Source organism: Pseudomonas sp. Yb2C2, assembly GCF_052112325.1.
Classification (GTDB): Bacteria; Pseudomonadota; Gammaproteobacteria; order Pseudomonadales; family Pseudomonadaceae; genus Aquipseudomonas; species Aquipseudomonas marginalis.
In genome coordinates, this window is record NZ_JAVAJK010000007.1 from 262957 (window position 1) to 286142 (window position 23186).

Below are 23186 nucleotides of genomic sequence, written 5' to 3' on the forward strand. Positions count from 1 at the left end.
TGCTTCTGTAGTCCTTTTTCCCTGTATTGGATTTCCCCATGAGTTCTGTTGCTGTGTTCAGCAAAGCCTCGCCGTTCGATGCACTGCAGCGCTGGCTACCCAAACTGGTGCTGGCGCCCAGCATGTTCATCGTGTTGGTGGGTTTCTACGGCTACATCCTGTGGACGTTTGTGCTCTCGTTCACCACCTCTACGTTCCTGCCAAGCTACAAATGGGCGGGTCTTGCGCAATACGAGCGGTTGTTCGACAACGACCGCTGGTGGGTGGCGAGCAAGAACCTGGCGCTGTTCGGCGGGATGTTCATCGGCATCACCCTGGTGATCGGCGTGACGCTGGCGATTTTCCTCGACCAGAAAATCCGCCGCGAAGGTTTTATCCGCACCATTTACCTGTACCCGATGGCGCTCTCGATGATCGTCACCGGTACCGCCTGGAAATGGCTGCTCAACCCGGGCATGGGCCTGGACAAACTCCTGCGTGACTGGGGCTGGGAAGGCTTCCGTCTCGACTGGCTGATCGACCCGGACCGCGTGGTCTACTGCCTGGTGATTGCCGCCGTGTGGCAAGCCTCCGGCTTCATCATGGCGATGTTCCTCGCTGGCCTGCGTGGCGTTGATCAGTCGATCATCCGTGCCGCCCAGATCGACGGCGCGAGCCTGCCGCGCATCTACTGGAGCGTGGTGCTGCCCAGCCTGCGTCCGGTGTTCTTCAGTGCGGTGATGATCCTGGCGCACATTGCGATCAAGAGCTTCGACCTGGTGGCGGCGATGACCGCTGGCGGGCCGGGCTACTCGTCCGATCTGCCTGCGATGTTCATGTACTCGTTCACCTTCAGCCGTGGCCAGATGGGCATGGGCTCGGCCAGTGCAATCCTGATGCTCGGTGCGATCCTCGCGATCATCGTGCCTTACCTCTACTCCGAGCTGAGGACCAAGCGTAATGACTAGTCTCGCTGCCAAACCTGCCATCAGCCTGAGCCGCATCGCGATCTACGCGGTGTTGATCCTCGCTGTATTGCTGTACCTGGTACCGCTGGTGGTGATGTTGCTCACCAGCTTCAAGACCCCGGAAGACATCAGCACCGGCAACCTGTTGAGCTGGCCGACCGTGGTCAGCGGCATCGGCTGGGTCAAGGCCTGGGACACCGTGGATGGCTACTTCTGGAACTCGATCAAGATCACCGTGCCGGCCGTGCTGATTTCCACCGCCATCGGTGCGTTGAACGGTTATGTGCTGTCGTTCTGGCGCTTCCGTGGTTCGCAGTTGTTCTTCGGTCTGCTGTTGTTCGGCTGCTTCCTGCCGTTCCAGACCGTGCTGCTGCCCGCGTCGTTCACCCTCGGCAAGATGGGCCTGGCCAGCACCACCACCGGCCTGGTGTTTGTGCACGTGGTGTACGGCCTGGCGTTCACCACGCTGTTCTTCCGTAACTACTACGTGAGCATCCCGGATGCGTTGATCAAGGCGGCACGCCTGGACGGTGCCGGTTTCTTCACCATCTTCCGCCAGATCATTCTGCCGATGTCCACGCCGATCATCATGGTCTGCCTGATCTGGCAGTTCACCCAGATCTGGAATGACTTCCTGTTCGGTGTGGTGTTCTCCAGTGGCGACTCCCAGCCCATCACGGTGGCGCTGAACAACCTGGTCAACACCAGCACCGGAGCCAAGGAATATAACGTGGATATGGCGGCGGCGATGATCGCCGGGCTGCCGACCCTGCTGGTCTATGTGATCGCAGGCAAGTATTTCGTGCGCGGCCTGACGGCCGGCGCGGTCAAGGGGTAATCATGGCTACGCTTGAACTTCGCAATGTAAACAAGACCTATGGCGCCGGCCTGCCCGACACCTTGAAGAACATCGAACTGTCGATCAAGGAAGGGGAGTTCCTGATCCTGGTCGGCCCTTCGGGTTGCGGTAAGTCCACGCTGATGAACTGCATCGCCGGCCTGGAGACCATCACCGGCGGCGCGATCATGATCGGCGACCAGGACGTCAGCGGCATGAGCCCCAAGGACCGTGACATCGCCATGGTGTTCCAGTCCTACGCGCTGTACCCGACCATGAGCGTGCGCGAGAACATCGAGTTCGGCCTCAAGATCCGCAAGATGCCCCAGGCCGACATCGACGCCGAAGTGGCGCGCGTGGCCAAGCTGCTGCAGATCGAACACCTGCTTAACCGCAAGCCAGGCCAGCTCTCCGGCGGCCAGCAACAGCGCGTGGCCATGGGCCGGGCCCTGGCGCGTCGGCCGAAGATCTACCTGTTCGACGAACCGCTGTCGAACCTCGACGCCAAGCTGCGCGTCGAGATGCGTACCGAAATGAAGCTGATGCACCAGCGCCTCAAGACCACCACGGTCTACGTGACCCACGACCAGATTGAAGCGATGACCCTGGGCGATAAGGTGGCGGTGATGAAGGACGGCATCATCCAACAATTCGGCACTCCGAAAGAAATTTACAACGACCCTGCTAACCTATTTGTGGCAAGCTTTATCGGTTCACCACCGATGAACTTCGTTCCTATGCGCCTAAAACGCAAGGACGGGGTGTTGGTGGCGCTGCTCGACAGCGGCCAGGCGCGATGCGAATTGCCGCTGGGTATGAACGACGCCGGCCTGGAAGACCGTGATGTGATCCTGGGCCTGCGCCCGGAGCAGATCGTGTTGGCGGCGGGTGAGGGTAATGGTTCATCGAGCATACGTGCCGAGGTCCAGGTCACCGAGCCGACCGGCCCGGACACACTGGTGTTTGTGCAGCTCAATGACACCAAGGTCTGCTGCCGTTTGGCGCCTGATGTGGCGCCGCAGGTGGGCGAGACCCTGACACTGCAATTCGATCCATCCAAGGTATTGCTGTTCGACGCCAACACGGGCGAGCGCCTCGGCACTGCTTCTTCATTGCCCGCACAGGGGCATGCGGACAACGTGGCCCAATTCAAAGGTCGATGAAGTAGATAAGTTGTTGTTTTAGATGAAAAAAAGTAACCCGCGTTAGATAAAAACAGTTTAATAACAATAAAGACGAGGATGTAGGGATGAAAAAGCAACACAACAACACTCGGCTGATCTGCCAACTGTCAGCAGCAGCAGCCCTTGTACTGTCCGCCAATGCGATGGCGGCCGATGCATTCAGTGCCGACTCCAAGTGGATGACCGGTGATTGGGGCGGCGAGCGTACCAAGCTGATCGAGCAAGGTATCGACATCAAGGCTGACTACGTAGGGGAAATGGGCGCCAACCTGCGCGGCGGCTACAACGACGACAAGACCGGCCGTTACTCCGACCAGTTCGGGTTGGGCGTGGCGCTGGACCTGCAAAAGCTGTGGGGCTGGGATAACACCCAGGCCAAGATCCAGCTGACTAACCGTAATGGCCAGAACATCTCCAACGACCGCATTGGCGACCCGCGTGCCGGCACGCTGAGCTCGTCCATGGAAGTCTACGGTCGTGGCCACATGGTGCGTTTGACCCAGTTCTGGATTCAGCACCAGATGTTCGACAACAAGCTGGACGTGAAGCTCGGCTACTTCGGTGAAGGCGAAGACTTCAACACCTTCCCGTGCGACTTCCAGAACCTGTCGTTCTGTGGCTCCCAGGTCGGCAACTATGTAAACACCTGGTACAACTGGCCGGTCAGCCAGGCCGCGATCCGCGTGAAGTACAACATCACGCCTGAGCTGTATGCGCAAATCGGTGCATACAACCAGAACCCGTCGCAGCTGGAGCACGGCAACGGCTTCAAACTCAGCGGCAGCGGCACCAAGGGCACCGTGATTCCGGTGGAGTTGGTCTGGTCGCCGAAGGTGAATAACCTGCCGGGCGAATACCGTGTGGGTTACTACAAGAGCGCCGCCGATGCTGCTGACGTTCGTGAAGACGTCAATGGCAACGATGCTGCTACCACCGGTGCGGCCTACCGTACCCGCAGCAGCAAAAAAGGCTACTGGTTCGTTGCCCAGCAGCAACTCACCACCCATAACGGCGACGCTTCCCGTGGCTTGAACATCGCCGCCAACGCGACCTTCCACGACAAGGAAACCAACCTGGTCGACAACTACCAGTCGTTGATGCTGGTGTACAAAGGCCCATTCGACGCGCGTCCGAAAGATGACGTCGGTATTGGTGCTGCGCGTCTGCACGTCAACGATGACGTGAAGAAAAACGCCGAACTGCTGAATGCCGCCAACGGCGTGGCCGACTACGACAACCCGCTGTTCTCGCCGATCCGCGAAACCGAGTACAACTTCGAAATCAACTACGGTTTCCACGTCACCAACTGGCTGACCGTGCGTCCCAACCTGCAATACGTTGTCCAACCGGGCGGCGTGGATAAAGTCGACAACGCGCTGGTGGCGGGCCTGAAAATTCAGTCTACGTTCTAACGCTGTTGCGATAAGCTCCTTCTCTCTGTGCGCATTTTGCGGGTAGCCATGGCTATCCGCTTTTTTTTGGGTGGCACTGTGATATTTGGGACCGTGGCACATGCATGAGCAACCGCTGCAACGCTTTTTCAAATCCCTGCGCGAGCGTCCGGTGTTCGCCTGGGAGCGCTTTCAGATGCGCGACGTGTTGGTGATCGACCATCCGCTGTGCCAGGCGGTGTTCAGTCGCCAGGGCGCGCAACTGTTGCACTTTCAGCCCCGTGGCCAGAAACCCTGGCTGTGGTGTGCGGCCAAGTGGCCGCAAGTCGGCGCCATCCGTGGCGGCGTGCCGGTGTGCTGGCCGTGGTATGGCCGCCATCCGTGCGAAAACGCGTGGCCGTCCCATGGTTGGGCGCGGTTGATCGACTGGAAACTGCTCGACAGCAGCAGCGACGACGACGGCGTGCGCCTGCACTGGCAATTGCAGCTGTGCGACTGGCAGGTCGACCTGCACGCGCACCTGGGCGACACCCTGGAACTGCGCCTGAGCACCGAGCACCAGGACGAGTTGCCGTGCCAGTTGAGCCATGCTTTGCACGCTTACTGGCGTATTGGTCACGTTGATGAGATAGCGCTGTCTGGGCTCGACGGCGCGCACGGTTACGACCAGCTCAATCGCCAGGCGTGCCAGCAGGAAGGCGAACTAAGGGTTGATGGCGGCTGCCAGCGGGTGTTCCAGCACGATGGCGAACTGCACCTCAAGGATCACGCCTGGCAGCGTGAATTGTGCATTGATACCGGCGACAGCGCCGACACCGTCGTATGGCATCCCGGCAGCCGGCCGCTGCTGGGGGTGAGCTTCAACGAAGCGTCGGGGTTTGTGTGCGTGGAGTCGGCGATGGCCGGGGCGAGTCTGGCGCCGGGGGAGAGGGCGCATCTCAGTTTGCAGGCGCGGGCAGGGGCTTAGTTGAACTCATCCCCCACCGGATACCGGCTGTCATTCAAGCTCTCTTTGATCTTGCGCAAATGCGGCTGGAAATCCACTCCACGGCGCAAGGTCATACCGGTCGCCAGCACATCCAGCACCGTCAACTGAATGATCCGTGAGGTCATCGGCATATAGATGTCGGTGTCTTCGGGCAGTGGAATGTTCAGGCTTACGGTACTGGCCTTGGCCAGCGGCGAGTTCTCGGCGGTTACGCCCAGCACCGACGCACCGTTTTCCCGGGCGATACGCGCCACTTCCACCAGCTCACGGGTGCGCCCGGTGTAGGAAATAATCACGAACAGCTCGCCCGTGTGGGCCACCGAGGCGATCATGCGTTGCATCAGCACGTCGGCGTGGGCGGTGACCGCCAGGTTGAAGCGGAAAAACTTGTGCAGCGCGTCCATGGCCACCGGGGCCGAAGCGCCCAGGCCGAAGAAGTGGATCTGCCGCGCCTGGATCAACAGGTCCACGGCCTTGCTGATCAGGGCCGGGTCCAGGGCCTGGCAGGCGGCATCCAGTGAGGCGATGGCGCTGCCAAAGATCTTCTGGGTGTAGGCCTCGGGGTTATCATCGGCCTCCACGGCGCGGCTGACATACGCTGCGCCACTGGCCAGGCTTTGCGCCAACTGCAATTTAAGTTCAGGGTAACCGCTGACGCCGAACGAACGGCAGAAACGGTTGACCGTCGGTTCACTGACCGAGGCGGCCTGGGCAAGGGCTGCGATGGAGAAGCGGGTCGCCTGCTGCGGGTTGAGCAGGATGACCTCGGCCACTTTTTTCTCAGCCTTGTTCAATTCTTCGAGGCGGTTCCGGATCTGTTCCAGAAGATTTCGCACGCGGTCCATTCAGTCTTTCCTTCGGGCGACGATGCAAATAAAGGGTGGCAACCAATCGACGAGTGGCCTTTTGCGGTGGCCTATCCTACTGAGGGTAGCTGAACACCACCACTCGGAATGCGTATTTCCGGAAAATGTTGTGGTTATTACTACATTTTTCCTTGAGTGATGCCTTGAAAAAAGGTATTTGTAGCTTAACTTGATAAAAGAACAAACATCATGCCTTCGATAACCGTAGAACCCTGCACCTTTGCCCTGTTTGGCGCCTTGGGTGATCTGGCGCTGCGCAAGTTATTTCCTGCCCTCTATCAACTCGATGGCGCCGGGCTGCTGCACGACGATACCCGTATCCTGGCCCTGGCCCGGGAAGCCGGTTCCGAGCAGCAACACCTGGCCCATATCGAAAAAGAATTGCGTAAATACGTCGGCAAGGAACTGGACGAGAGCATCGCCCAGCGCTTCCTGGCGCGCCTGACCTATGTCCACGTCGACTTCATGAAAGCCGATGACTACGTGGCCCTGGCGGAAAAGGCCGGCACCGAGCAACGCCTGATTGCCTACTTCGCCACGCCTGCGGCGGTGTACGGTGCGATCTGCGAGAACCTGTCCAAGGTCGGCCTGGCGGAAAACACCCGCGTCGTGCTGGAGAAACCCATCGGTTCGGACCTGGAATCCTCGCGCAAGGTCAACGACGCCGTGGCGCAGTTCTTCCCGGAAAACCGCACCTATCGTATCGACCACTACCTGGGCAAAGAGACCGTCCAGAACCTGATCGCCCTGCGTTTCGCCAACAGTCTGTTCGAAACCCAGTGGAACCAGAACTACATCTCCCACGTGGAAATCACCGTGGCCGAGCAGGTCGGTATCGAAGGCCGTTGGGGCTATTTCGACAAGGCCGGCCAGCTGCGCGACATGATCCAGAACCACCTGCTGCAACTGCTTTGCCTGATCGCCATGGACCCGCCGGCCGACCTGTCCGCCGACAGCATCCGTGACGAGAAGGTCAAGGTGCTCAAGGCCCTGGCGCCGATCAGCCCGGATGGCCTTACCACTCAAGTGGTGCGTGGCCAGTACATCGCCGGCTACAGCGCCGGCAAGCCGGTGCCCGGTTACCTGGAAGAAGAGAACTCCAACACCCAGAGCGACACCGAAACCTTCGTCGCCCTGCGCGCCGATATTCGTAACTGGCGTTGGGCCGGGGTGCCGTTCTACCTGCGCACCGGCAAGCGCATGCCGCAGAAGCTGTCGCAGATCGTCATCCATTTCAAGGAACCGTCCCACTACATCTTCGCCCCCGAACAGCGCCTGCAGATCAGCAACAAGCTGATCATCCGCCTGCAGCCGGACGAAGGTATTTCCCTGCGCGTGATGACCAAGGAGCAGGGCCTGGACAAGGGCATGCAACTGCGCAGCGGGCCACTGCAATTGAATTTTTCCGACACCTATCGCAGCGCGCGCATCCCCGATGCCTACGAGCGTTTGCTGCTGGAAGTGATGCGCGGCAATCAGAACCTGTTTGTTCGCAAAGATGAAATCGAAGCCGCGTGGAAGTGGTGTGACCAGTTGATCGCCGGGTGGAAAAAATCCGGTGATGCGCCCAAGCCGTATGCGGCGGGGTCCTGGGGGCCGATGAGCTCGATTGCACTGATCACGCGGGATGGGAGGTCTTGGTATGGCGATATCTGAATTGAAACTGCCTCGGGGCGTGACTGCCCACGAGTACCGCACGCCTGTGCTGCTGGCGGACGGCCTGGCCAACGACGTGGCCGAACAACTGCGCGCGGCCATCAGTGCCCGTGGCGAAGCGACCCTGGTGGTGTCCGGTGGCCGCAGCCCCGTGGCGTTTTTCCAGAACCTGGCCAAGCAAGGCCTGGACTGGTCCAAGGTCACCATCACCCTGGCCGATGAGCGCTGGGTGCCGGTGGAACACGCCGACAGCAATGCCGGCCTGTTGAAGCAGCACCTGTTGCAAGGCCCGGCGGCCAAGGCCAGGTTCCTCAGCCTGTACAGCGCCGCCGCCAACCTTGAAGACGCTGCCGAGCAGGCCGATCGCCTGCTGGCCGAGTTGCCGGCCATTGATGTGCTGGTGCTGGGCATGGGCGATGACGGCCACACCGCATCGCTGTTTCCCAACAGCCCGAACCTCGCCGCTGCACTGCAGGCCGACGGTACCCGCCGTTGCTGGCCGATGCTGGCGCCGACCGTGCCGCACCAGCGCCTGACCATGAGTCGCGCATTGCTGGCCACGGCCCACTACACCGCGCTGTCGATTTCCGGCAGTTCGAAATTGACCACCTTGAGCGCCGCGCTGGCCAGTGACGACGTCGCTGCCATGCCGATTCGCGCGTTTTTGCAACCTACTTTAGAGATTTACTGGTGCCCATGAGCCAAGGATCAGCCGCTATGAAAAGCCCTCAACCGACCGTGTCCATGGCGGATAAAGTTGCCCTGATCGACAGCCTCTGCGCCAAGGCGCGGATCCTGCCGGTGATCACCATTGCCCGCGAGCAGGACATCCTGCCGCTGGCCGATGCCCTGGCAGCCGGTGGTTTGACCGCATTGGAAGTGACCTTGCGTTCCGAGTTCGGCTTCAAGGCCATTCAGGTGCTGCGTGAGCAGCGGCCTGAACTGTGCACCGGCGCCGGCACCGTACTCGACCGCCACATGCTTGAAGCGGCGGAAGTCGCCGGTTCGCAATTTATCGTCACCCCCGGCATCACCCGTGACCTGCTGGAAGCCTCGGTGCACAGCCCGATCCCGCTGCTGCCAGGCATCAGCAACGCCTCCGGCATCATGGAAGGCTACGGCCTGGGCTACCGTCGCTTCAAACTGTTCCCGGCCGAAGTCAGCGGTGGTGTCGCCGCGATCAAGGCCTTGGGCGGCCCGTTCGGCGAAGTGAAATTCTGCCCGACCGGCGGCGTCGGCCCGGCCAATATCAAAAACTACATGGCGTTGAAAAACGTGATGTGCGTGGGCGGCAGCTGGATGCTTGACCCGGAGTGGGTCAAGAACGGCGACTGGGCCCGCATCCAGGAAGTCACCGCGCAGGCGCTGGCGCTGCTGGATTGATCTGATTCATCGAATCGTTGTTGCTGTGCTTAACGGCATTTTTGCGGTGCACTTGGTCGGTGTACCGCTTTTTTTTGCCGGTAAAAACCTGAGGCCCACTTTTAATCTCTGCTTAGCTCGGTAATGGCATTGACCAGGACATTGATGTCCTCCGCCGACGTCAGCAACCCCGGTGTCACGCGGATACAGGTACCAAACGCCGCACCGGTGCGCGTAGTAGTGAACAGCCCATAGTCCTTGAGCATGCGATCCACCATCACCTGCTGATCCCGCCCGCTGAACTTGAACGCCGTAATCCCGCAATACAGCCGTGGATCGTCCGGCGTCAGCACCTCGATCCCCGGCAACGGTCGCACCTGTCTCACCCATAAATCCCGCAGGTAATTGATCCGCGCGCCCTTGGCCGCCGCGCCACCCAGCGCGCGATGTTCTTGCAGTACCAGCGGCAAGGTCATCAGTGCCGGAAAGTTCGGCGTGCTGTACGACGTACGCGCCCGCACGTCGGTGGCGGGGTAGTGGAACTCGCCCATGTCCGGATCAATATCTGCCAGGCGTTCGGGGGCGATATAGAGGAACCCCAGGGTCAGCGGCGCGCCGATCCATTTGTGCAGGTTGAAGCCGGCGAACGCAATGCCCAGTTCGGCGAGGTTGAGCTCGATCTGGCCCAGTGCATGGGCGCCGTCGAGGATCACGTCGATGGCATGCTCACGCGCAGCCTTGGCGATGGCCTCTACGGGCATCACCAGGCCGGTGCGGTGGGTCACATGGGTCAGTGCCATGAGCTTCAGGCGCGGGTATTGGGCGAACGCATCGCGATAGGTCTGCACCAGGCTGTCGAAACTGGCCGGGTGGGTGTGGGACAGTTCTATCACCTCCACACCGCGAACCCCCGCCAACCAGCGCATCGCGCCTTTGACCGTGTCGTACTCCAGGTCGCTGATCAGCACCTGATCGCCGGGTTGCAGGCGGTTGTAGTTGCGGATCAGCGACTGCAAGGCTTCGGTGGCGTTGCGGGTAAAGGCGACTGCCTCGGGGTCGACGTCGATCAGGCCTGCGAGTTGGCGACGGATCTCGACGTTTTCACCTTGCTCGAAGCGCTGGCGCACATACAGCGAGTTGCTGCGGTTGATAAACGCCACATGCTCCAGGTACTGCGCCTGCACCTCGCGGCTCATACGCCCGAAGTAGCCGTTCTCCAGGTTGATCGGGCCGGGCTCCAGCGCATAGCGCTGGGCGATGGCCTGCCAGTGAGGTTCGTTGTCAGCATTCCTTGGCATGGCGAGTCTCTTAATGGCGGGGGGCGGGTTTGCCGTGTTTAACGCGCAGCGGTTCCAACAATTCAGACAAGCCGTTGTGGTCGATTTCCTGCATCAATGCCAGCAACCCACCCAGTTCGCCGTGGGGAAAGCCTTCGCGGGCGAACCAGTTCAGGTAGGGACCCGGCAGGTCGGCGATGATCCGGCCCTTGTACTTGCCGAAGGGCATTTCGCGGGTGATCAGCAGTTCGAGTTTTTCGGGATTCATGGGTTTCGTATTGAGTGAGGCGAGGTCTTCGAAAATACAGGCATTCTGCATGAAGGCCAAATGACAGATCATGCAAATAACGTACATACAGATGGTTCAAATATTTTTAAGTGATTGAAAATAAACATAAAAGTAATTTTTCAAAACCTGGCACGAGCGCTGCAATCATTAAGGCAACCCTTCTTCACCTGCCTAAGGAATTGAAAAATGACTGACATCAACAAAGAATCGATCTCCGTACTGAACGACCTGATCGAGACCAGCATCGACGGCCAGAAAGGCTTCAAGGAATGCGCAGAAGACATCAAGCATCCGGAACTCAAGGCGCTGTTTGCCAAGCGCTCCGCTGACTGCGCTACCGCCGCCGCCGAATTGAAGACCGCCGTGCGTGCCCTGGGCGGTGATCCGGAAGACTCCGGCAGCGTAGCCGGCGCCCTGCACCGTGGCTGGGTCGACGTGAAGTCGATGGTGACCGGTAAGGACGAAGAGGCTGTGCTGAACGAAGCCGAGCGCGGCGAAGATCACGCACTGAAGGCTTATAAAGAAGCCATCGAGAAGATCAACAAGCACAACCTGCTGGGCATTCGTGACCTGGTTGAGCGTCAGTACCACGGCGTGCAACGCAATCACGACCAGGTAAAAGCCCTGCGTAACCAGGCTCGCGCTCAGTCGTAAGCGCTCCTAAGCGCTGCTGTGTAAGACATGTGGGAGGGGGCTTGCTCCCGATAGCGGTGGATCAGTCGATATTTCAATGACTGACACACCGCCATCGGGGGCAGCCCCCTCCCACATTTGCAGGGTGTTGGCCTTGAAAACCGTACTCAGCCGATGCTGATCGGCGGCAACTCGGTCAAGGTCACGACCTGCTGCTTGCGTGGTGCAAGAATTTCCGCCTCGCCATCCACGACCAGCTCATCGCGCTGGTTGAACACACGGGTGGCAATGCGTACGCGAAACTTCGGCAGCTTCTCGAGGATTTCCAGGCGCACGGTCAGGGTATCGCCGATTTTCACCGGCTTCTGGAAGCTCATCTGCTGGCCGATATAGATAGTGCCCGGCCCGGGCAGCTCACACGCAACGGCCGCGCTGATCAGGGCGCCGCTGAACATACCGTGGGCGATACGCTCCTTGAACATGGTCGCCTTGGCGTATTCGGCATCCAGGTGTACCGGGTTGTGGTCGCCGGACATGGCGGCAAACAGCTGGATATCACGCTCTTCGACGGTCTTGCTGTAGCTGGCGGTCTGGCCGACTTCAAGGGCTTCGTACGGGGTGTTGGTTACCTGGGTCATCTAAAGGTGCATCCTGTGGCTAATCGGTAATTTAACTATCTGATTTTAAACGTAAATTTATTCGCAGTGGGCCGGCCTGCGCAAGGTCAGGGCCTGGTCGAGCCACGTCAGCACATCGGCGGTGACTTCGTCGCGATTGGTTTCGTTGAACACTTCGTGACGCGCCTGCGGGTAGATATTCAGTTGCAGGTGCTGGCTGCCGGCCTCACGCAGGGCATGGGCCAGGCTTTTGAGACGCTTGCCCTCACTGACCGGATCACATTCGCCGCCCATCACCAGGATCGGCAGGCCCGGATCGATCTGGGCGAGATTGGACGCTTTGCTGATTTGCTGCAAGCCGCCGAGCAGATCGATCCATAGTTGGTTGGTACAGCGGAAGCCGCAGAGTGGATCGTTGATGTATTTGTCGACTTCGTTCGGGTCACGGCTGAGCCAGTCGAACGCGGTGCGAGTGGGCTTGAATGCCTTGTTGAACGAGCCGAACGACAGGAACTCGATCAACGCACTGCGCCCGCGCACACCCTGGCGCAGGCGTTCGGCGCGAGCGATCAGCCGTGCGGCGCGGTACAGCGCCACGGGCTGGAAATTCGAACCGCTGAGAATCGCTCCATGCAGGCTGGCGCTGTGGTGCAGCAGGTAGGCCTGGGCGATATAGCTGCCCATGCTGTGGCCCAGCAAAATGATCGGCAGCCCCGGCTGCTGCTGGCCGATGTGCTGGTTGAGGCTGGCCAGGTCGCCGACCACTTTGTTCCAGCCATCCTTTTCGGCATACAGGCCCAGCGTACCTTCGTCGGCGGTGCGGCCGTGGCCACGCTGGTCCGGCGCATACACGCCATAGCCTGCACTGCACAAGGCTTCGGCCAGCCGCGCATAGCGCCCGCTGTGCTCCGCCATGCCGTGGGACAGCATGACCACCGCCTTGGCCGGGCCGTCGGGCATCCAATGATTGACGTACAGGCGGCTGCGGTCATTCGCGGTCAGCCAGAAGGTGCTGTGGTTCATGGGGTTCCCTTTCTCAAGGTCTGCTCAAGGTCTGCTCGACGTTGTTGCAGTGTATAGCTCATCTGTCAGGCGACGGGGTATCTGCCTGCGCATCAGGGACAAGATTCATACAATCAATGACGCAATTTGCTGTATTTGCCTGTTTGGCCATAGCTGCTAACGTCCCCCAAGCTCCGCTTTCTATAAAAGCGGCCGGACACCTTCAGGTAAGGGGACAAGAATAATGCAACCTGATTTCTGGAATGACAAACGCGCGGCGGGCGTTCCCAATGACATCGACCTGTCGGCCTACAAGTCGGTAATCGAAGTCTTCGAGCGCTCGTGCAAGGCCTTTGCCGACCGTCCGGCATTCAGCAACATGGGTGTCACCCTGACCTACGCCGAGCTTGAGCGCCAGAGTGCGGCGTTCGCCGGCTACCTGCAGCAGCACACCGACCTCAAGCCCGGCGAGCGCATCGCCGTACAGATGCCCAACGTGCTGCACTACCCGATCGCCGTGTTCGGCGCACTGCGCGCCGGGCTGATCGTGGTCAACACCAACCCGCTCTACACCCCGCGCGAGATGCGCCACCAGTTCAAGGACGCCGGCGTGCGTGCCCTGGTCTACCTCAACCTGTTCGGTTCGCGGGTGCAGGACGTGTGCACCGACACCGAGATCGACTACCTGATCGAAGCCAGGATGGGCGACTTCATGCCCGCTGCCAGAGGCTGGCTGGTCAACACCGTGGTCGACAAGGTCAAGAAGATGGTCCCGGCCTACCACCTGCCGCGTGCGGTGTCGTTCAAGCGCGCCCTGCGCATGGGCGCGGGCCTCGGCGTGACGCGCCATCCGGTGAACCTGGACGATATTGCCGTGCTGCAATACACCGGCGGCACCACCGGCCTGGCCAAGGGCGCGATGCTCACCCATGGCAACCTGGTGGCGAACATGCAACAGGCGCGCGCGTGCATGTCCCAGGTGGGCGACGACGGCCACCCGCTGATCAAGGAAGGGCAGGAGGTGATGATCGCGCCGCTGCCGCTGTACCATATCTATGCCTTCACCGCGAACTGCATGTGCATGATGGTCTCGGGTAACCACAACGTACTGATCACCAACCCCAGGGACATCGGTGGGTTTATCAAGGAGCTGAAAAAGTGGCGCTTTACCGGGCTGCTGGGGCTCAACACGCTGTTTGTGGCGTTGATGGACCACCCGGAGTTCAAGAACCTGGATTTCTCCCACCTCAAGCTCACCAACTCCGGCGGTACGGCCCTGATCAAGGCTACGGCCGAACGCTGGGAGCAGATCACCGGCTGCTCGATCGGCGAGGGCTATGGCCTGACGGAAACCTCGCCGGTGGCCAGCACCAACCCCTACGGCAAGAAATCACGCCTGGGGACCGTGGGCATCCCGGTGCCCGCCACGGCGATGAAGGTAATTGATGACGAAGGCACCGAGCTGCCCCTGGGCGAGCGCGGTGAGTTGTGCATCAAGGGCCCGCAGGTGATGAAGGGCTACTGGCAGCAACCGGCGGCCACTGCTGAGGCCCTGGACGCCGAAGGCTGGCTGAAGACCGGTGACATCGCGGTGATCGACGAAGATGGGTTTGTGCGCATTGTCGACCGCAAGAAGGATTTGATCATCGTCTCGGGTTTCAATGTATACCCCAACGAAATCGAGGACGTGGTGATGGCCCATCCGGCCGTGGCCAACTGCGCGGTGATCGGCGTGCCGGACGAGCGCACGGGGGAGGCGGTGAAGCTGTTCGTGGTGGCGCGTGCAGAAGGGGTGAGCCTTGAGGAGTTGAAGGCGTACTGCAAGACCAACTTCACGGGTTACAAGGTGCCCAAGCACATTGTGTTGCGCGACTCGTTACCGATGACGCCGGTAGGGAAGATCCTGCGCAGGGAACTACGCGACATCGCCTGATGTGAGATGCGGTAAAAATGTGGGAGGGGCGGTGCGACGATTCGACTTGCCCCCTCCCACATTTGTCGTGCGTCGTCCTGAAGGCCTTATTCCAGAGCCTTTCATCAAGGTATTTCACTTCTGTTTAAAGTGTGACCAAATATTGTAGGACAGTCGTGATTATGACTGCGGGGCCCTCTTTAGGCTCTAGTCGGCCCTTGGCAAAGCTGCTACTCTCGGCGCGCTTTGTGACGTCTAGGCCTGCTTGAAAGCGCCAGATTCACCAAAAAAAACATACACCAATAATAATCGCATCAAATGCGATGATGAATTCGCGTCGCTGAGGAGTGGGCTTCCATGCACGAAGACTTTTGGAAGGATAAGTACCCCGCCGGGATTGCTGCAGAAATCAATCCAGACGAGTATCCGAATATTCAGGCGGTATTGAAGCAGTCCTGCCAGCGCTTCGCCAACAAACCGGCCTTCAGCAACCTGGGCAAGACGATCACCTACGGTGAATTGTACGAACTGTCCGGCGCCTTCGCCGCGTACCTGCAACAGCATACCGACTTGAAGCCCGGCGATCGCATTGCCGTGCAGTTGCCCAATGTCCTGCAATACCCGGTCGCCGTGTTCGGTGCCATCCGTGCCGGCCTGATCGTGGTCAACACCAACCCGCTGTACACCGCGCGGGAAATGGAACACCAATTCAATGATTCCGGCGCCAAGGCGCTGGTCTGCCTGGCCAACATGGCCCACCTGGCGGAAAAGGTCGTGCCCAAGACCGCCGTCAAGCATGTGATCGTCACCGAAGTCGCCGACCTGTTGCCGCCGCTCAAGCGCCTGCTGATCAACAGCGTCATCAAGTACGTGAAGAAAATGGTCCCGGCCTATCACTTGCCCAAGGCGATCAAGTTCAACGACGTACTCGCCAAGGGCCAGGGGCAAGCGGTCAACGAAGTCTGCCCGGCCAGCGGCGATGTGGCCGTATTGCAATACACCGGTGGCACCACCGGCGTGGCCAAGGGCGCGATGCTCACCCACCGCAACCTGGTCGCCAACATGTTGCAATGCAAGGCGCTGATGGGCTCCAACCTCAATGAAGGTTGCGAGATCCTGATCACGCCGCTGCCGCTGTACCACATCTATGCATTCACCTTTCATTGCATGGCGATGATGCTGATCGGCAACCACAACATCCTGATCAGCAACCCGCGCGACCTGCCGGCGATGGTCAAGGAACTGTCGAAGTGGAAGTTCAGCGGCTTTGTCGGCCTGAACACTCTGTTCGTGGCGCTGTGCAACAACGAAGCCTTCCGCAAGCTGGACTTCTCCGCGCTGAAAGTCACCCTGTCGGGCGGCATGGCCCTGCAACTGGCGGCGGCCGAGCGTTGGAAAGCCGTGACCGGTTGCGGCATCTGCGAAGGCTACGGCATGACCGAAACCAGCCCCGTGGCCACGGTGAACCCGATCCAGCATATCCAGATCGGTACCATCGGCATTCCGGTGCCGTCGACCCTGTGCAAGGTCATCACCGACGACGGCGTCGAGCTGGCCCTGGGTGAAGTCGGCGAACTGTGCGTCAAGGGCCCGCAGGTGATGAAGGGCTACTGGCAGCGCGAAGACGCCACCGCCGAGATGCTCGACAGCGAAGGCTGGCTGAAGACCGGCGACATCGCGATCATCCAGCCGGATGGCTACATGCGCATCGTCGATCGCAAGAAAGACATGATCCTGGTCTCCGGTTTCAACGTGTATCCCAACGAGCTGGAAGACGTGCTGGCGGGCCTGCCGGGCGTGCTGCAGTGCGCGGCCATCGGTGTGCCGGATGAAAAGTCCGGCGAACACATCAAGCTCTTCATCGTGGTCAAGCCGGGCGCCACCCTGACCAAGGAGCAGGTCATGGAGCATATGCGCGCCAATGTCACCGGCTACAAAGTGCCAAAGGCCGTGGAGTTCCGCGATGCGTTGCCGACCACCAACGTGGGCAAGATCCTGCGCCGCGAATTGCGCGATGAAGAGTTGAAGAAACTCGGTCTTAAAAAGTAATCCGATCCAAATGTGGGAGGGGCTTGTCCCCTCCCACATTTTTTTGACCGCGTTCTTACACGGCGAACTGCGCGAAGCTGACACCCGCACCCGCCGGCCGCACATCCTTCAAGAACGAATCCTTATCCGCGCTCAGCTCCAGGGTAATCTCCGGCTTGCGCTTGCCTGCGTTGCGCACCACCAGTCCCTCGAGCTTTTCACGCAGGAACACGGTCGGCACCTTCAGGTGCAGCAACTGGTCGGTCTCGGCGTTGTGCATCAACAGGTGAATCCACTCGTACTGGCCGACGGCAATACGCCCCACCGGCAGATCGAACCACCAGATGTTGCGTTTGCGGTCCAGGTCGGTGAAGTGGCAGTTATTGACGCCGAGTACGGCACCGCCCAGTTCCTGGTTTCTGCGGGCGATGGCCTGTGCTTTATTGAGTTTCATAACCTTCCTACGGGATCTGTTATTCAGCGTTGGAGCCTGAATGTGCCGGGCATTCTCGTGGGTTGGCTGCAAAACATAAAGCCAAACCTGTCGTTGGCGATGAAATGTTCACCGAAAAATAATTGAAACTCTGCCGAACGGCCTTGGGTCAATCTCTACGTAATGACCAAAACCCTTTGATTGTTCTTTCGGAGAAATACCATGGGCAGCACAGCGGATAAGGCAAAAGGTTTGAAAGACGAAGCCGTCGGTAACATCAAGCAAGGCGTCGGCAAAGTCACCGGCAACGACAAACTGCGCGCTGAAGGCGTCGTGCAGGAAAAGAAAGGCCAGGTTGAAAAAGCCGTGGGCGACACCAAGGACGCGGTGAAAAAAGCGACCAAGTAAGACTGCCATCGTGCAGCCCGACGGCCATCCACGGATGGCCGTTTTTATGTCACATGCAGTGATTAAAGTTTCGAAATTGTTTCAAGGTCGCCAAATAGGCTACCTTGATGTAGAAAACGGCCCCTGAGTCGCCCACGACCCCCTTTTTGCGGCGAAAGGAGACGCTATGATTTTTCCGGTTCTCGATGGTCTCAAGCTCCACACAGTGCTGGTGCGCACCGTCAAGGAATTCGTCGATGACGAGATGTCCACCTACGCCTCGGCACTGGCCTACCAGATGCTGTTTTCGTTATTTCCCTTCCTGCTGTTCCTTATCGCCCTGATCGGTTTCCTGCACCTGCCGGACTTTTTCACCTGGCTGCGCCTGCAATCGGAGCTGGTGTTGCCGCCCCAGGCCCTGGAGCAGGTCAACCCGGTGATCGACCAGTTGCAGCAATCCAAGGGTGGCCTGCTCTCGGTGGGTATCGTGATTGCCCTCTGGACCGCCTCCGCTGGCGTGCGCCTGATGATGAGCGCCATGAACGCCGCGTACGACGTCGTGGAAGGCCGGCCGATCTGGAAGCGTTTCCCGCTGTCGGTTTTCTACACCATCGGCATCGCCGGCATGCTGCTGGCCGCCGCCGCGCTGATGGTGCTCGGCCCACAGGTGATGGAATGGCTGGCCGGCCAGATCGGTATGCAGGAATTCGTGGTGACCTTGTGGACCATCGTGCGATGGCCGCTGATCGTGATCCTGCTGATGTTTGCCGTGGCCCTCATGTATTACGTGATGCCGGACGTCGAGCAGAAGTTTCGCTTTATTACCCCGGGTTCGGTGCTCGCGGTGGTGGTGTGGATCGTCGCCTCCCTCGGTTTTGGCTACTACGTCAAAACCTTCGCCGACTACAACGCCATGTATGGCAGCATCGGTGCGATCATCGTGTTGCTCCTGTACTTCTACATTTCCGCCGCCGTGCTGTTGCTGGGGGCGGAGATGAATGCCGTGATCGAGCACATGTCGGCCGAAGGCAAGGAGCCAGGCGCAAAGGATTTCGATGAGCCCGCGCCCGCGCACGAAAAACAACATGTCTCCGGCCTCGGCCGCGACCACTCCAAACCCACTACCGATGAAGTCTGATCGATGATCCGTGAAATCCTGAAAATGGGCGATGAACGCCTGCTGCGTATCGCCCCGCCGGTACCGCCGGAAATGTTCGACAGCCCCGAGCTGTGGCAATTGATCGACGACATGTTCCAGACCATGGAGCACGTGGGCGGCGTCGGCCTGGCCGCGCCGCAGATTGGCGTCGACCTGCAACTGGTGATCTTTGGGTTCGAAGCCAGCGAGCGCTACCCGGATGCGCCGCCGGTGCCGCAGACCATCCTGATCAACCCGTTGATCACGCCGCTCAGCCCGGTGCTGGAAGAAGGCTATGAAGGCTGCCTGTCGGTGCCCGGACTGCGTGGTGCGGTGGACCGTTACCAGCAGATTCGCTACGAGGGGTTTGATCCGAAGGGCGAGCCGATCGTACGTTTTGCCGATGGCTTCCACGCGCGGGTGGTGCAGCATGAATGCGATCACCTGATCGGCCGGCTTTACCCCTCGCGCATTACCGACTTCAGCAAGTTCGGCTTTATTGAAGTGATGTTTCCCGACATGGACCCAACCGCTGACGAGTAATCGCCGACCCGTTGAGAACAAAATGTGGGCGGGACCAGGTTATTTGGCCGGTTTGACGAACCGCAACGTCATCCGGTCTGACTCGCCAATCGCCACATATTTTGCCTTGTCCTGCTCCCCCAATTTCAACGTCGGCGGCAACGTCCACACGCCGGCGGGATAATCCTTGGTGTCCTTCGGGTTGGCGTTGACCTCGCTCTGGCCTGCCAGCTTGAACCCCGCGTCGGTGGCCAGTTTCACCACCTGGGCGGTGGTCAGGTAACCGCTGTCCTTGATCGCCTCCAGCTCGGCCCCGTCCTTGGCCCGGTGATCTTCCACACCCAGCACGCCACCCGGTTTCAACACCGTGTAGAACGCGTGGAACGTGGCCTCGGCGGTATCGGCCAGCACCCAGTTATGCACATTGCGGAACGTCAGCACGGCGTCCGCCGAAGCAGGTTTGCCGAACACCGGTGCCTTGGGGTCGAACTCGACCACGTCTGCCTTGGCATAGCGCGTAGGGTCGGCGGCGAATTTGTTTTTCAGGTTCTCTTCGGACGTGCGTGCATAGGCGCTGCTGCTCGGCGCCTGTACGGCGGCGATGTAATGCCCGTGCTCCTTGAGCAACGGTGCCAGTAGTTCGCTGTACCAACCGCCCCCTGGGGTAATTTCGATCACGGTCTGCCTGGCGCGCAGGCCAAAGAACTCCAAGGTCTGCTGCGGGTGGCGATAGCCGTCGCGGTCGCTGTTGGCCGGGTCGCGCCAGTTGCCGGCCAACACGCTGGCGTATTGCTGGGCGCTGATCGATGCGTCGGCGGCCTGGCTGAACGTGGGAACGAGGAGGGCGGTAAGGGACAGAGCTGCAAAGGTCGCTTTCATGATCATCCGAAAAGTGGGCCACTGTGTCGCCGAGGCTAGCATGGGGCCCATGCGGGGCGATCACACATTATCCGAGGACGACCTCACTAAACGATCTAAGCCCATCGCGATCATCGGTTTGTTACGTTTGTAGCGCACCAGTCGCTCGCTGAGGGATTGCGGCAATAGCGTGTCCTGGGTGAAACCCATGCGCTGATACAAACCCTCCAGGTCCGGATGGCACAACAACCACAGCGTGCCTTGCACCTCGGCCGCCGCCGCGGCTATCAATCGCCCCGCCAACCCCTGGCCGCGATACGCCGGGTCGACAAACACGCCGGTCAACCACTGTCCGCCGATCACGGGTGTCAGGCACAGACCGGCGACAATCTCGCTGTCGCGCGCTACCCACAAACGCCCGCCCTTGAGTGCCTTCATCGGTGAGTCATGACGGCGATAAAACTTGTTCAGCAGCGGCCATAGCGGCTCAGCCAGGGGGGCGATGTGCAGTTCGGGCATGGTGTTTGGGCAACATAATCAAGGGCCGGGGATTATAAGCGCCTTCTGTGCGGCAATAGGTGGTATACCCAGTGTTACATCCCCTGTAAGTGGAGCATGCATCATGGCCAAAGGTATGGATTCAAAGAAAGCCGCGAAGAAGAAACCGGCAAAGACCGCCGACGAAAAACGCGCCGAGAAGAAAGCCAAGAAAACCGAGACAGGCCTGTTCGGTCACTGAGTTAATGATCATTCCCACGCACCCGCGTGGGAATGCCGCCAGGGACGCTCGGCGTCCCACCTGTGACTTAGATCGCCGCCAGGGTTTCCTTCACTGCCTGCGCCTGCGGGTCAGTGGTCTTCGCCGCTACCTGCTGCTCTTGCTGCTGCTTCAAACGTTCGGCCACTTGCTTGGAAATGGCGTCCTGCTTTTCCTGTGACATGTTCTGCACATCCGCCTCGGTCAACCCTTGTTCCTTGAGCAATTGCTCACGGATACGCTCGGCCGGGGTTTTGCTCATGTAATCGGTGAAGTCTGTGCGGGCGGAGCTGGTGGCGGGGACATCCGTCGTCACCGTGGTGGCCGCTGTGCTGGCCTGCAACTGCACGCGGGTCTTGGCGAACGCTTCGTCGATGCGATCGCCCGCCTTGTCCAGATCCTTCTGCGCGGCCGGCAGGGTCACGCTTTGCTGCGCCGCTTGCAGGGCGCCGCTGTACAGCGTGCTGGCGGCGGCGTTGGCAGGGTCCATGTCGGGACGCGTGATCTTTTGAAGGGTCGACACGGCTTGGGGGTTGTTGTTAACCAGCATGATCGGTCACCTGGGAAAATGTTCGGTGCCATAGCGGGAGCAAATAACATGCCGGGTCCGATAACCCCGGTTTGACTGGATTTGGCCTGGCCGCCGCGGCAAACATTGTCCCGCAGGCGGCCAACCGTTGCCGTCAATGGGCGATATTTTCCAAGGCCAGGTTGCGCGTACGCGGGCCGAACCAACTGATGGTGATCATCACGATCAGCATGCTGCTGGCAATAAACGCCAACACACCGGGTGTGCCCAGGTGTTCGAGGATAAAACCGATCAACAGGCTGCTGAACACCGTCGACAAGCGGCTGAACGAATAGCAGAACCCCACCGCCCGCGCGCGGATATTGGTCGGGAACAGCTCGCTCTGGTAGGAGTGGTAACTGAAGCTCAGCCAGGCGTTGCAGAATGTGATCATCACCCCGCAGATTACCAGCCCCACCGCCGTGGTTTGCAGGGCGAACAGGCTGCCGAAGATCACCGCACCCATGGCGGAGCCGACGATCTGCCATTTGTTTTCGAAGCGGTTGGCCACCTTCACAAACAGCAACGGCCCCAGCGGGTAGGCGAGGGTGATGATAAAGGCGTACAGCAAGCTGTGGGTCACGCTGACACCCTGGCCCGAAAGCAGCGCCGGCAACCAGTTGCCGAAACCAAAGAAGCCGATGGCCTGGAACACATGGAACACAATCAGCATCAACGCGCGGCGGCGGTATGGCGGTTGCCAGATGTCGGCAAAACGGCCGCTGCCTTGCACGCTGACGGTTTCGGGTTCGGGTTCATCCAGGGGTTTGCCATGGTCTTTCCGGCAGCGTGCCTCCAGGGTGTCCATGATCCTGCCGGCTTCTTCGAAGCGGCCTTTCTGCGCCAGCCAGCGCGGTGATTCCGGCAGGCGCTTGCGCAGTTGCCAGATAAACAGCGCAAACACCGCACTGCTCAGCACCACCCAGCGCCAGCCCGACACCCCGAACGGCGCCTGGGGCACCAGCCACCATGACATCAATGCCACGGCCGGCACCGACAGGAACTGGATGAAAAACGCAAAGGCGAACGCCGAACTGCGCATGCGCTTGGGCACCAGTTCCGATAGGTAGGCGTCGATGGTCACCAGCTCGATGCCCAGGCCGATGCCCACCAGGAAACGCATGCCGATGATGCCCAGCGCGGACGTCTGAATGCCCATCAACACCGTGGCGACGGTGTACCAGATCAAGGCAAAGGTGAAGATCGCCCGGCGCCCGAAGCGGTCGGCGATGGGGCTGAGCAGGCTGGCGCCGAGGAACAGGCCGAGGAAGGTCGCCGAGGCGAACGCCGCCTGGTCGGAGAAGCCAAACACGCCCTCGCTGCCGGTGTGGAAAATCCCGTCACTGATCAGGCCGGGGCTGATGTAGGCGGTCTGGAACAAGTCATACAGCTCGAAAAAACCGCCGATCGACAGCAGCGCCACCAGGCGCCAGACCGTGGCGACGGCGGGCAGGCGGTCGATACGCGCGCTGATATGGGCGGCGCGGATCGGGTCGATGCCGTCTGTAGCAGGGAGTGCAGGCATGGCGGGAA

The 23186-nt window shown here is 60.1% G+C and carries 24 protein-coding genes; 14 read left to right on the plus strand and 10 right to left on the minus strand.

Annotated elements, in window-relative coordinates; all coding sequences use genetic code 11:
• Nucleotides 1–38 precede the first annotated feature (38 nt).
• The 5 genes from Q8X51_RS12610 to Q8X51_RS12630 all read left to right on the plus strand — a co-directional run bounded on the left by Q8X51_RS12610 (nucleotide 39) and on the right by Q8X51_RS12630 (nucleotide 5327).
• Complete coding sequence (locus Q8X51_RS12610) at nucleotides 39–947, plus strand: carbohydrate ABC transporter permease (protein ID WP_003175732.1); 909 nt, start codon at nucleotides 39–41, stop codon at nucleotides 945–947.
• Nucleotides 940–1785, plus strand: a complete 846-nt coding sequence (locus Q8X51_RS12615) for a carbohydrate ABC transporter permease (protein ID WP_065949393.1) — start codon at nucleotides 940–942, stop codon at nucleotides 1783–1785. Before Q8X51_RS12610 ends, Q8X51_RS12615 begins: the two co-directional genes overlap by 8 nt.
• 2 nt (nucleotides 1786–1787) lie before the next feature.
• Entirely contained in the window at nucleotides 1788–2948 is a 1161-nt protein-coding gene (locus Q8X51_RS12620; RefSeq protein WP_065925932.1) for an ABC transporter ATP-binding protein, read from the plus strand.
• 86 nt (nucleotides 2949–3034) lie between these two features.
• Nucleotides 3035–4381, plus strand: a complete 1347-nt coding sequence (locus Q8X51_RS12625) for a carbohydrate porin (protein ID WP_027605594.1) — start codon at nucleotides 3035–3037, stop codon at nucleotides 4379–4381.
• A 100-nt stretch (nucleotides 4382–4481) separates the two neighbouring features.
• Nucleotides 4482–5327, plus strand: coding sequence for a D-hexose-6-phosphate mutarotase (locus Q8X51_RS12630; RefSeq protein ID WP_074847514.1), 846 nt, complete (start codon nucleotides 4482–4484; stop codon nucleotides 5325–5327).
• On the opposite strand, the gene Q8X51_RS12635 is transcribed toward Q8X51_RS12630, so the two are convergent.
• Nucleotides 5324–6184: a MurR/RpiR family transcriptional regulator gene (locus Q8X51_RS12635; protein WP_169898656.1), complete on the minus strand. Its 861-nt coding sequence runs from the start codon at nucleotides 6182–6184 to the stop codon at nucleotides 5324–5326. The two genes, Q8X51_RS12630 and Q8X51_RS12635, sit on opposite strands and share 4 nt — an antisense overlap.
• Before the next feature lie 219 nt (nucleotides 6185–6403).
• Here Q8X51_RS12635 and zwf point away from each other — a divergent pair, with 219 nt between their 5' ends.
• Genes zwf through Q8X51_RS12650 form a run of 3 tightly spaced genes read left to right on the plus strand, consistent with a single transcriptional unit; the run spans nucleotide 6404 to nucleotide 9253 of the window.
• Complete coding sequence (zwf, locus tag Q8X51_RS12640) at nucleotides 6404–7870, plus strand: glucose-6-phosphate dehydrogenase (RefSeq protein ID WP_027605596.1); 1467 nt, start codon at nucleotides 6404–6406, stop codon at nucleotides 7868–7870.
• Entirely contained in the window at nucleotides 7857–8570 is a 714-nt protein-coding gene (gene pgl, locus Q8X51_RS12645) for a 6-phosphogluconolactonase (RefSeq protein ID WP_027605597.1), read from the plus strand. The genes zwf and pgl overlap by 14 nt, the downstream gene beginning before the upstream one ends.
• A gap of 17 nt (nucleotides 8571–8587) precedes the next feature.
• The gene (locus Q8X51_RS12650; protein ID WP_407693913.1) at nucleotides 8588–9253 is read left to right on the plus strand and encodes a bifunctional 4-hydroxy-2-oxoglutarate aldolase/2-dehydro-3-deoxy-phosphogluconate aldolase; all 666 of its coding nucleotides are present in this window, start codon (nucleotides 8588–8590) and stop codon (nucleotides 9251–9253) included.
• Between the two features lie 101 nt (nucleotides 9254–9354).
• On the opposite strand, the gene Q8X51_RS12655 is transcribed toward Q8X51_RS12650, so the two are convergent.
• Nucleotides 9355–10530 (minus strand): aminotransferase class V-fold PLP-dependent enzyme, encoded by a 1176-nt coding sequence (locus Q8X51_RS12655; protein ID WP_407693914.1) that lies wholly within the window; start codon nucleotides 10528–10530, stop codon nucleotides 9355–9357.
• Nucleotides 10531–10540: 10 nt separating this feature from the next.
• Complete coding sequence (locus Q8X51_RS12660; RefSeq protein WP_017139191.1) at nucleotides 10541–10777, minus strand: DUF3820 family protein; 237 nt, start codon at nucleotides 10775–10777, stop codon at nucleotides 10541–10543.
• 207 nt (nucleotides 10778–10984) lie between these two features.
• Between Q8X51_RS12660 and Q8X51_RS12665 the strand changes: the two genes are divergently transcribed.
• Nucleotides 10985–11452: a ferritin-like domain-containing protein gene (locus tag Q8X51_RS12665; protein WP_032891010.1), complete on the plus strand. Its 468-nt coding sequence runs from the start codon at nucleotides 10985–10987 to the stop codon at nucleotides 11450–11452.
• A 146-nt stretch (nucleotides 11453–11598) separates the two neighbouring features.
• Here the strand turns inward: Q8X51_RS12665 and Q8X51_RS12670 are convergent, their stop codons facing one another.
• On the minus strand, nucleotides 11599–12069 hold the full coding sequence (locus Q8X51_RS12670) for a MaoC family dehydratase (RefSeq protein WP_003175719.1): 471 nt from the start codon (nucleotides 12067–12069) through the stop codon (nucleotides 11599–11601).
• Nucleotides 12070–12126: 57 nt separating this feature from the next.
• The gene (locus tag Q8X51_RS12675; RefSeq protein WP_065925284.1) at nucleotides 12127–13071 is read right to left on the minus strand and encodes an alpha/beta hydrolase; all 945 of its coding nucleotides are present in this window, start codon (nucleotides 13069–13071) and stop codon (nucleotides 12127–12129) included.
• A 223-nt stretch (nucleotides 13072–13294) separates the two neighbouring features.
• On the opposite strand from Q8X51_RS12675, the gene fadD2 reads away from it, so the two are divergent.
• Nucleotides 13295–14983 carry a long-chain-fatty-acid--CoA ligase FadD2 gene (fadD2, locus tag Q8X51_RS12680; RefSeq protein WP_065925283.1) on the plus strand — a complete coding sequence of 563 codons (1689 nt, stop codon included), beginning with the start codon at nucleotides 13295–13297 and terminating at the stop codon, nucleotides 14981–14983.
• 336 nt (nucleotides 14984–15319) lie between these two features.
• Nucleotides 15320–17011, plus strand: coding sequence for a long-chain-fatty-acid--CoA ligase FadD1 (gene fadD1, locus Q8X51_RS12685; RefSeq protein WP_027605602.1), 1692 nt, complete (start codon nucleotides 15320–15322; stop codon nucleotides 17009–17011).
• 55 nt (nucleotides 17012–17066) lie between these two features.
• On the opposite strand, the gene Q8X51_RS12690 is transcribed toward fadD1, so the two are convergent.
• Complete coding sequence (locus tag Q8X51_RS12690) at nucleotides 17067–17444, minus strand: hypothetical protein (RefSeq protein WP_027605603.1); 378 nt, start codon at nucleotides 17442–17444, stop codon at nucleotides 17067–17069.
• Between the two features lie 201 nt (nucleotides 17445–17645).
• Here Q8X51_RS12690 and Q8X51_RS12695 point away from each other — a divergent pair, with 201 nt between their 5' ends.
• From Q8X51_RS12695 to def, 3 genes are all read left to right on the plus strand, one after another.
• Nucleotides 17646–17831, plus strand: coding sequence for a CsbD family protein (locus Q8X51_RS12695; RefSeq protein ID WP_016973106.1), 186 nt, complete (start codon nucleotides 17646–17648; stop codon nucleotides 17829–17831).
• A 166-nt stretch (nucleotides 17832–17997) separates the two neighbouring features.
• Complete coding sequence (locus Q8X51_RS12700) at nucleotides 17998–18948, plus strand: YihY/virulence factor BrkB family protein (RefSeq protein WP_027605604.1); 951 nt, start codon at nucleotides 17998–18000, stop codon at nucleotides 18946–18948.
• Between the two features lie 3 nt (nucleotides 18949–18951).
• Nucleotides 18952–19491 (plus strand): peptide deformylase, encoded by a 540-nt coding sequence (def, locus tag Q8X51_RS12705; protein ID WP_027605605.1) that lies wholly within the window; start codon nucleotides 18952–18954, stop codon nucleotides 19489–19491.
• 39 nt (nucleotides 19492–19530) lie between these two features.
• Here the strand turns inward: def and Q8X51_RS12710 are convergent, their stop codons facing one another.
• From Q8X51_RS12710 to Q8X51_RS12725, 4 genes are all read right to left on the minus strand, one after another.
• Nucleotides 19531–20349 (minus strand): class I SAM-dependent methyltransferase, encoded by an 819-nt coding sequence (locus Q8X51_RS12710; protein WP_407693915.1) that lies wholly within the window; start codon nucleotides 20347–20349, stop codon nucleotides 19531–19533.
• Between the two features lie 60 nt (nucleotides 20350–20409).
• Complete coding sequence (locus Q8X51_RS12715; RefSeq protein ID WP_065925281.1) at nucleotides 20410–20847, minus strand: GNAT family N-acetyltransferase; 438 nt, start codon at nucleotides 20845–20847, stop codon at nucleotides 20410–20412.
• A 287-nt stretch (nucleotides 20848–21134) separates the two neighbouring features.
• Nucleotides 21135–21635: a hypothetical protein gene (locus Q8X51_RS12720; protein ID WP_065925280.1), complete on the minus strand. Its 501-nt coding sequence runs from the start codon at nucleotides 21633–21635 to the stop codon at nucleotides 21135–21137.
• Nucleotides 21636–21768: 133 nt separating this feature from the next.
• Nucleotides 21769–23178, minus strand: a complete 1410-nt coding sequence (locus Q8X51_RS12725) for an MFS transporter (RefSeq protein ID WP_065947863.1) — start codon at nucleotides 23176–23178, stop codon at nucleotides 21769–21771.
• Nucleotides 23179–23186 lie beyond the last annotated feature (8 nt).

Bases quoted from the DNA above. Each gene is read 5' to 3' on its own strand.
- Q8X51_RS12620 (WP_065925932.1), top strand. From the start codon at position 1,788: ATGGCTACGCTTGAACTTCGCAATGTAAACAAGACCTATGGCGCCGGC.
- Q8X51_RS12670 (WP_003175719.1), bottom strand. From the start codon at position 12,069: ATGACCCAGGTAACCAACACCCCGTACGAAGCCCTTGAAGTCGGCCAG.
- Q8X51_RS12625 (WP_027605594.1), top strand. From the start codon at position 3,035: ATGAAAAAGCAACACAACAACACTCGGCTGATCTGCCAACTGTCAGCA.
- Q8X51_RS12700 (WP_027605604.1), top strand. From the start codon at position 17,998: ATGATTTTTCCGGTTCTCGATGGTCTCAAGCTCCACACAGTGCTGGTG.
- Q8X51_RS12650 (WP_407693913.1), top strand. From the start codon at position 8,588: ATGAAAAGCCCTCAACCGACCGTGTCCATGGCGGATAAAGTTGCCCTG.
- Q8X51_RS12655 (WP_407693914.1), bottom strand. From the start codon at position 10,530: ATGCCAAGGAATGCTGACAACGAACCTCACTGGCAGGCCATCGCCCAG.
- fadD1 (WP_027605602.1), top strand. From the start codon at position 15,320: ATGCACGAAGACTTTTGGAAGGATAAGTACCCCGCCGGGATTGCTGCA.
- Q8X51_RS12725 (WP_065947863.1), bottom strand. From the start codon at position 23,178: ATGCCTGCACTCCCTGCTACAGACGGCATCGACCCGATCCGCGCCGCC.
- fadD2 (WP_065925283.1), top strand. From the start codon at position 13,295: ATGCAACCTGATTTCTGGAATGACAAACGCGCGGCGGGCGTTCCCAAT.
- Q8X51_RS12675 (WP_065925284.1), bottom strand. From the start codon at position 13,071: ATGAACCACAGCACCTTCTGGCTGACCGCGAATGACCGCAGCCGCCTG.
- Q8X51_RS12695 (WP_016973106.1), top strand. From the start codon at position 17,646: ATGGGCAGCACAGCGGATAAGGCAAAAGGTTTGAAAGACGAAGCCGTC.
- Q8X51_RS12660 (WP_017139191.1), bottom strand. From the start codon at position 10,777: ATGAATCCCGAAAAACTCGAACTGCTGATCACCCGCGAAATGCCCTTC.
- def (WP_027605605.1), top strand. From the start codon at position 18,952: ATGATCCGTGAAATCCTGAAAATGGGCGATGAACGCCTGCTGCGTATC.
- zwf (WP_027605596.1), top strand. From the start codon at position 6,404: ATGCCTTCGATAACCGTAGAACCCTGCACCTTTGCCCTGTTTGGCGCC.
- Q8X51_RS12710 (WP_407693915.1), bottom strand. From the start codon at position 20,349: ATGAAAGCGACCTTTGCAGCTCTGTCCCTTACCGCCCTCCTCGTTCCC.
- Q8X51_RS12615 (WP_065949393.1), top strand. From the start codon at position 940: ATGACTAGTCTCGCTGCCAAACCTGCCATCAGCCTGAGCCGCATCGCG.
- Q8X51_RS12665 (WP_032891010.1), top strand. From the start codon at position 10,985: ATGACTGACATCAACAAAGAATCGATCTCCGTACTGAACGACCTGATC.
- Q8X51_RS12630 (WP_074847514.1), top strand. From the start codon at position 4,482: ATGCATGAGCAACCGCTGCAACGCTTTTTCAAATCCCTGCGCGAGCGT.
- Q8X51_RS12690 (WP_027605603.1), bottom strand. From the start codon at position 17,444: ATGAAACTCAATAAAGCACAGGCCATCGCCCGCAGAAACCAGGAACTG.
- Q8X51_RS12610 (WP_003175732.1), top strand. From the start codon at position 39: ATGAGTTCTGTTGCTGTGTTCAGCAAAGCCTCGCCGTTCGATGCACTG.
- Q8X51_RS12715 (WP_065925281.1), bottom strand. From the start codon at position 20,847: ATGCCCGAACTGCACATCGCCCCCCTGGCTGAGCCGCTATGGCCGCTG.
- Q8X51_RS12720 (WP_065925280.1), bottom strand. From the start codon at position 21,635: ATGCTGGTTAACAACAACCCCCAAGCCGTGTCGACCCTTCAAAAGATC.
- pgl (WP_027605597.1), top strand. From the start codon at position 7,857: ATGGCGATATCTGAATTGAAACTGCCTCGGGGCGTGACTGCCCACGAG.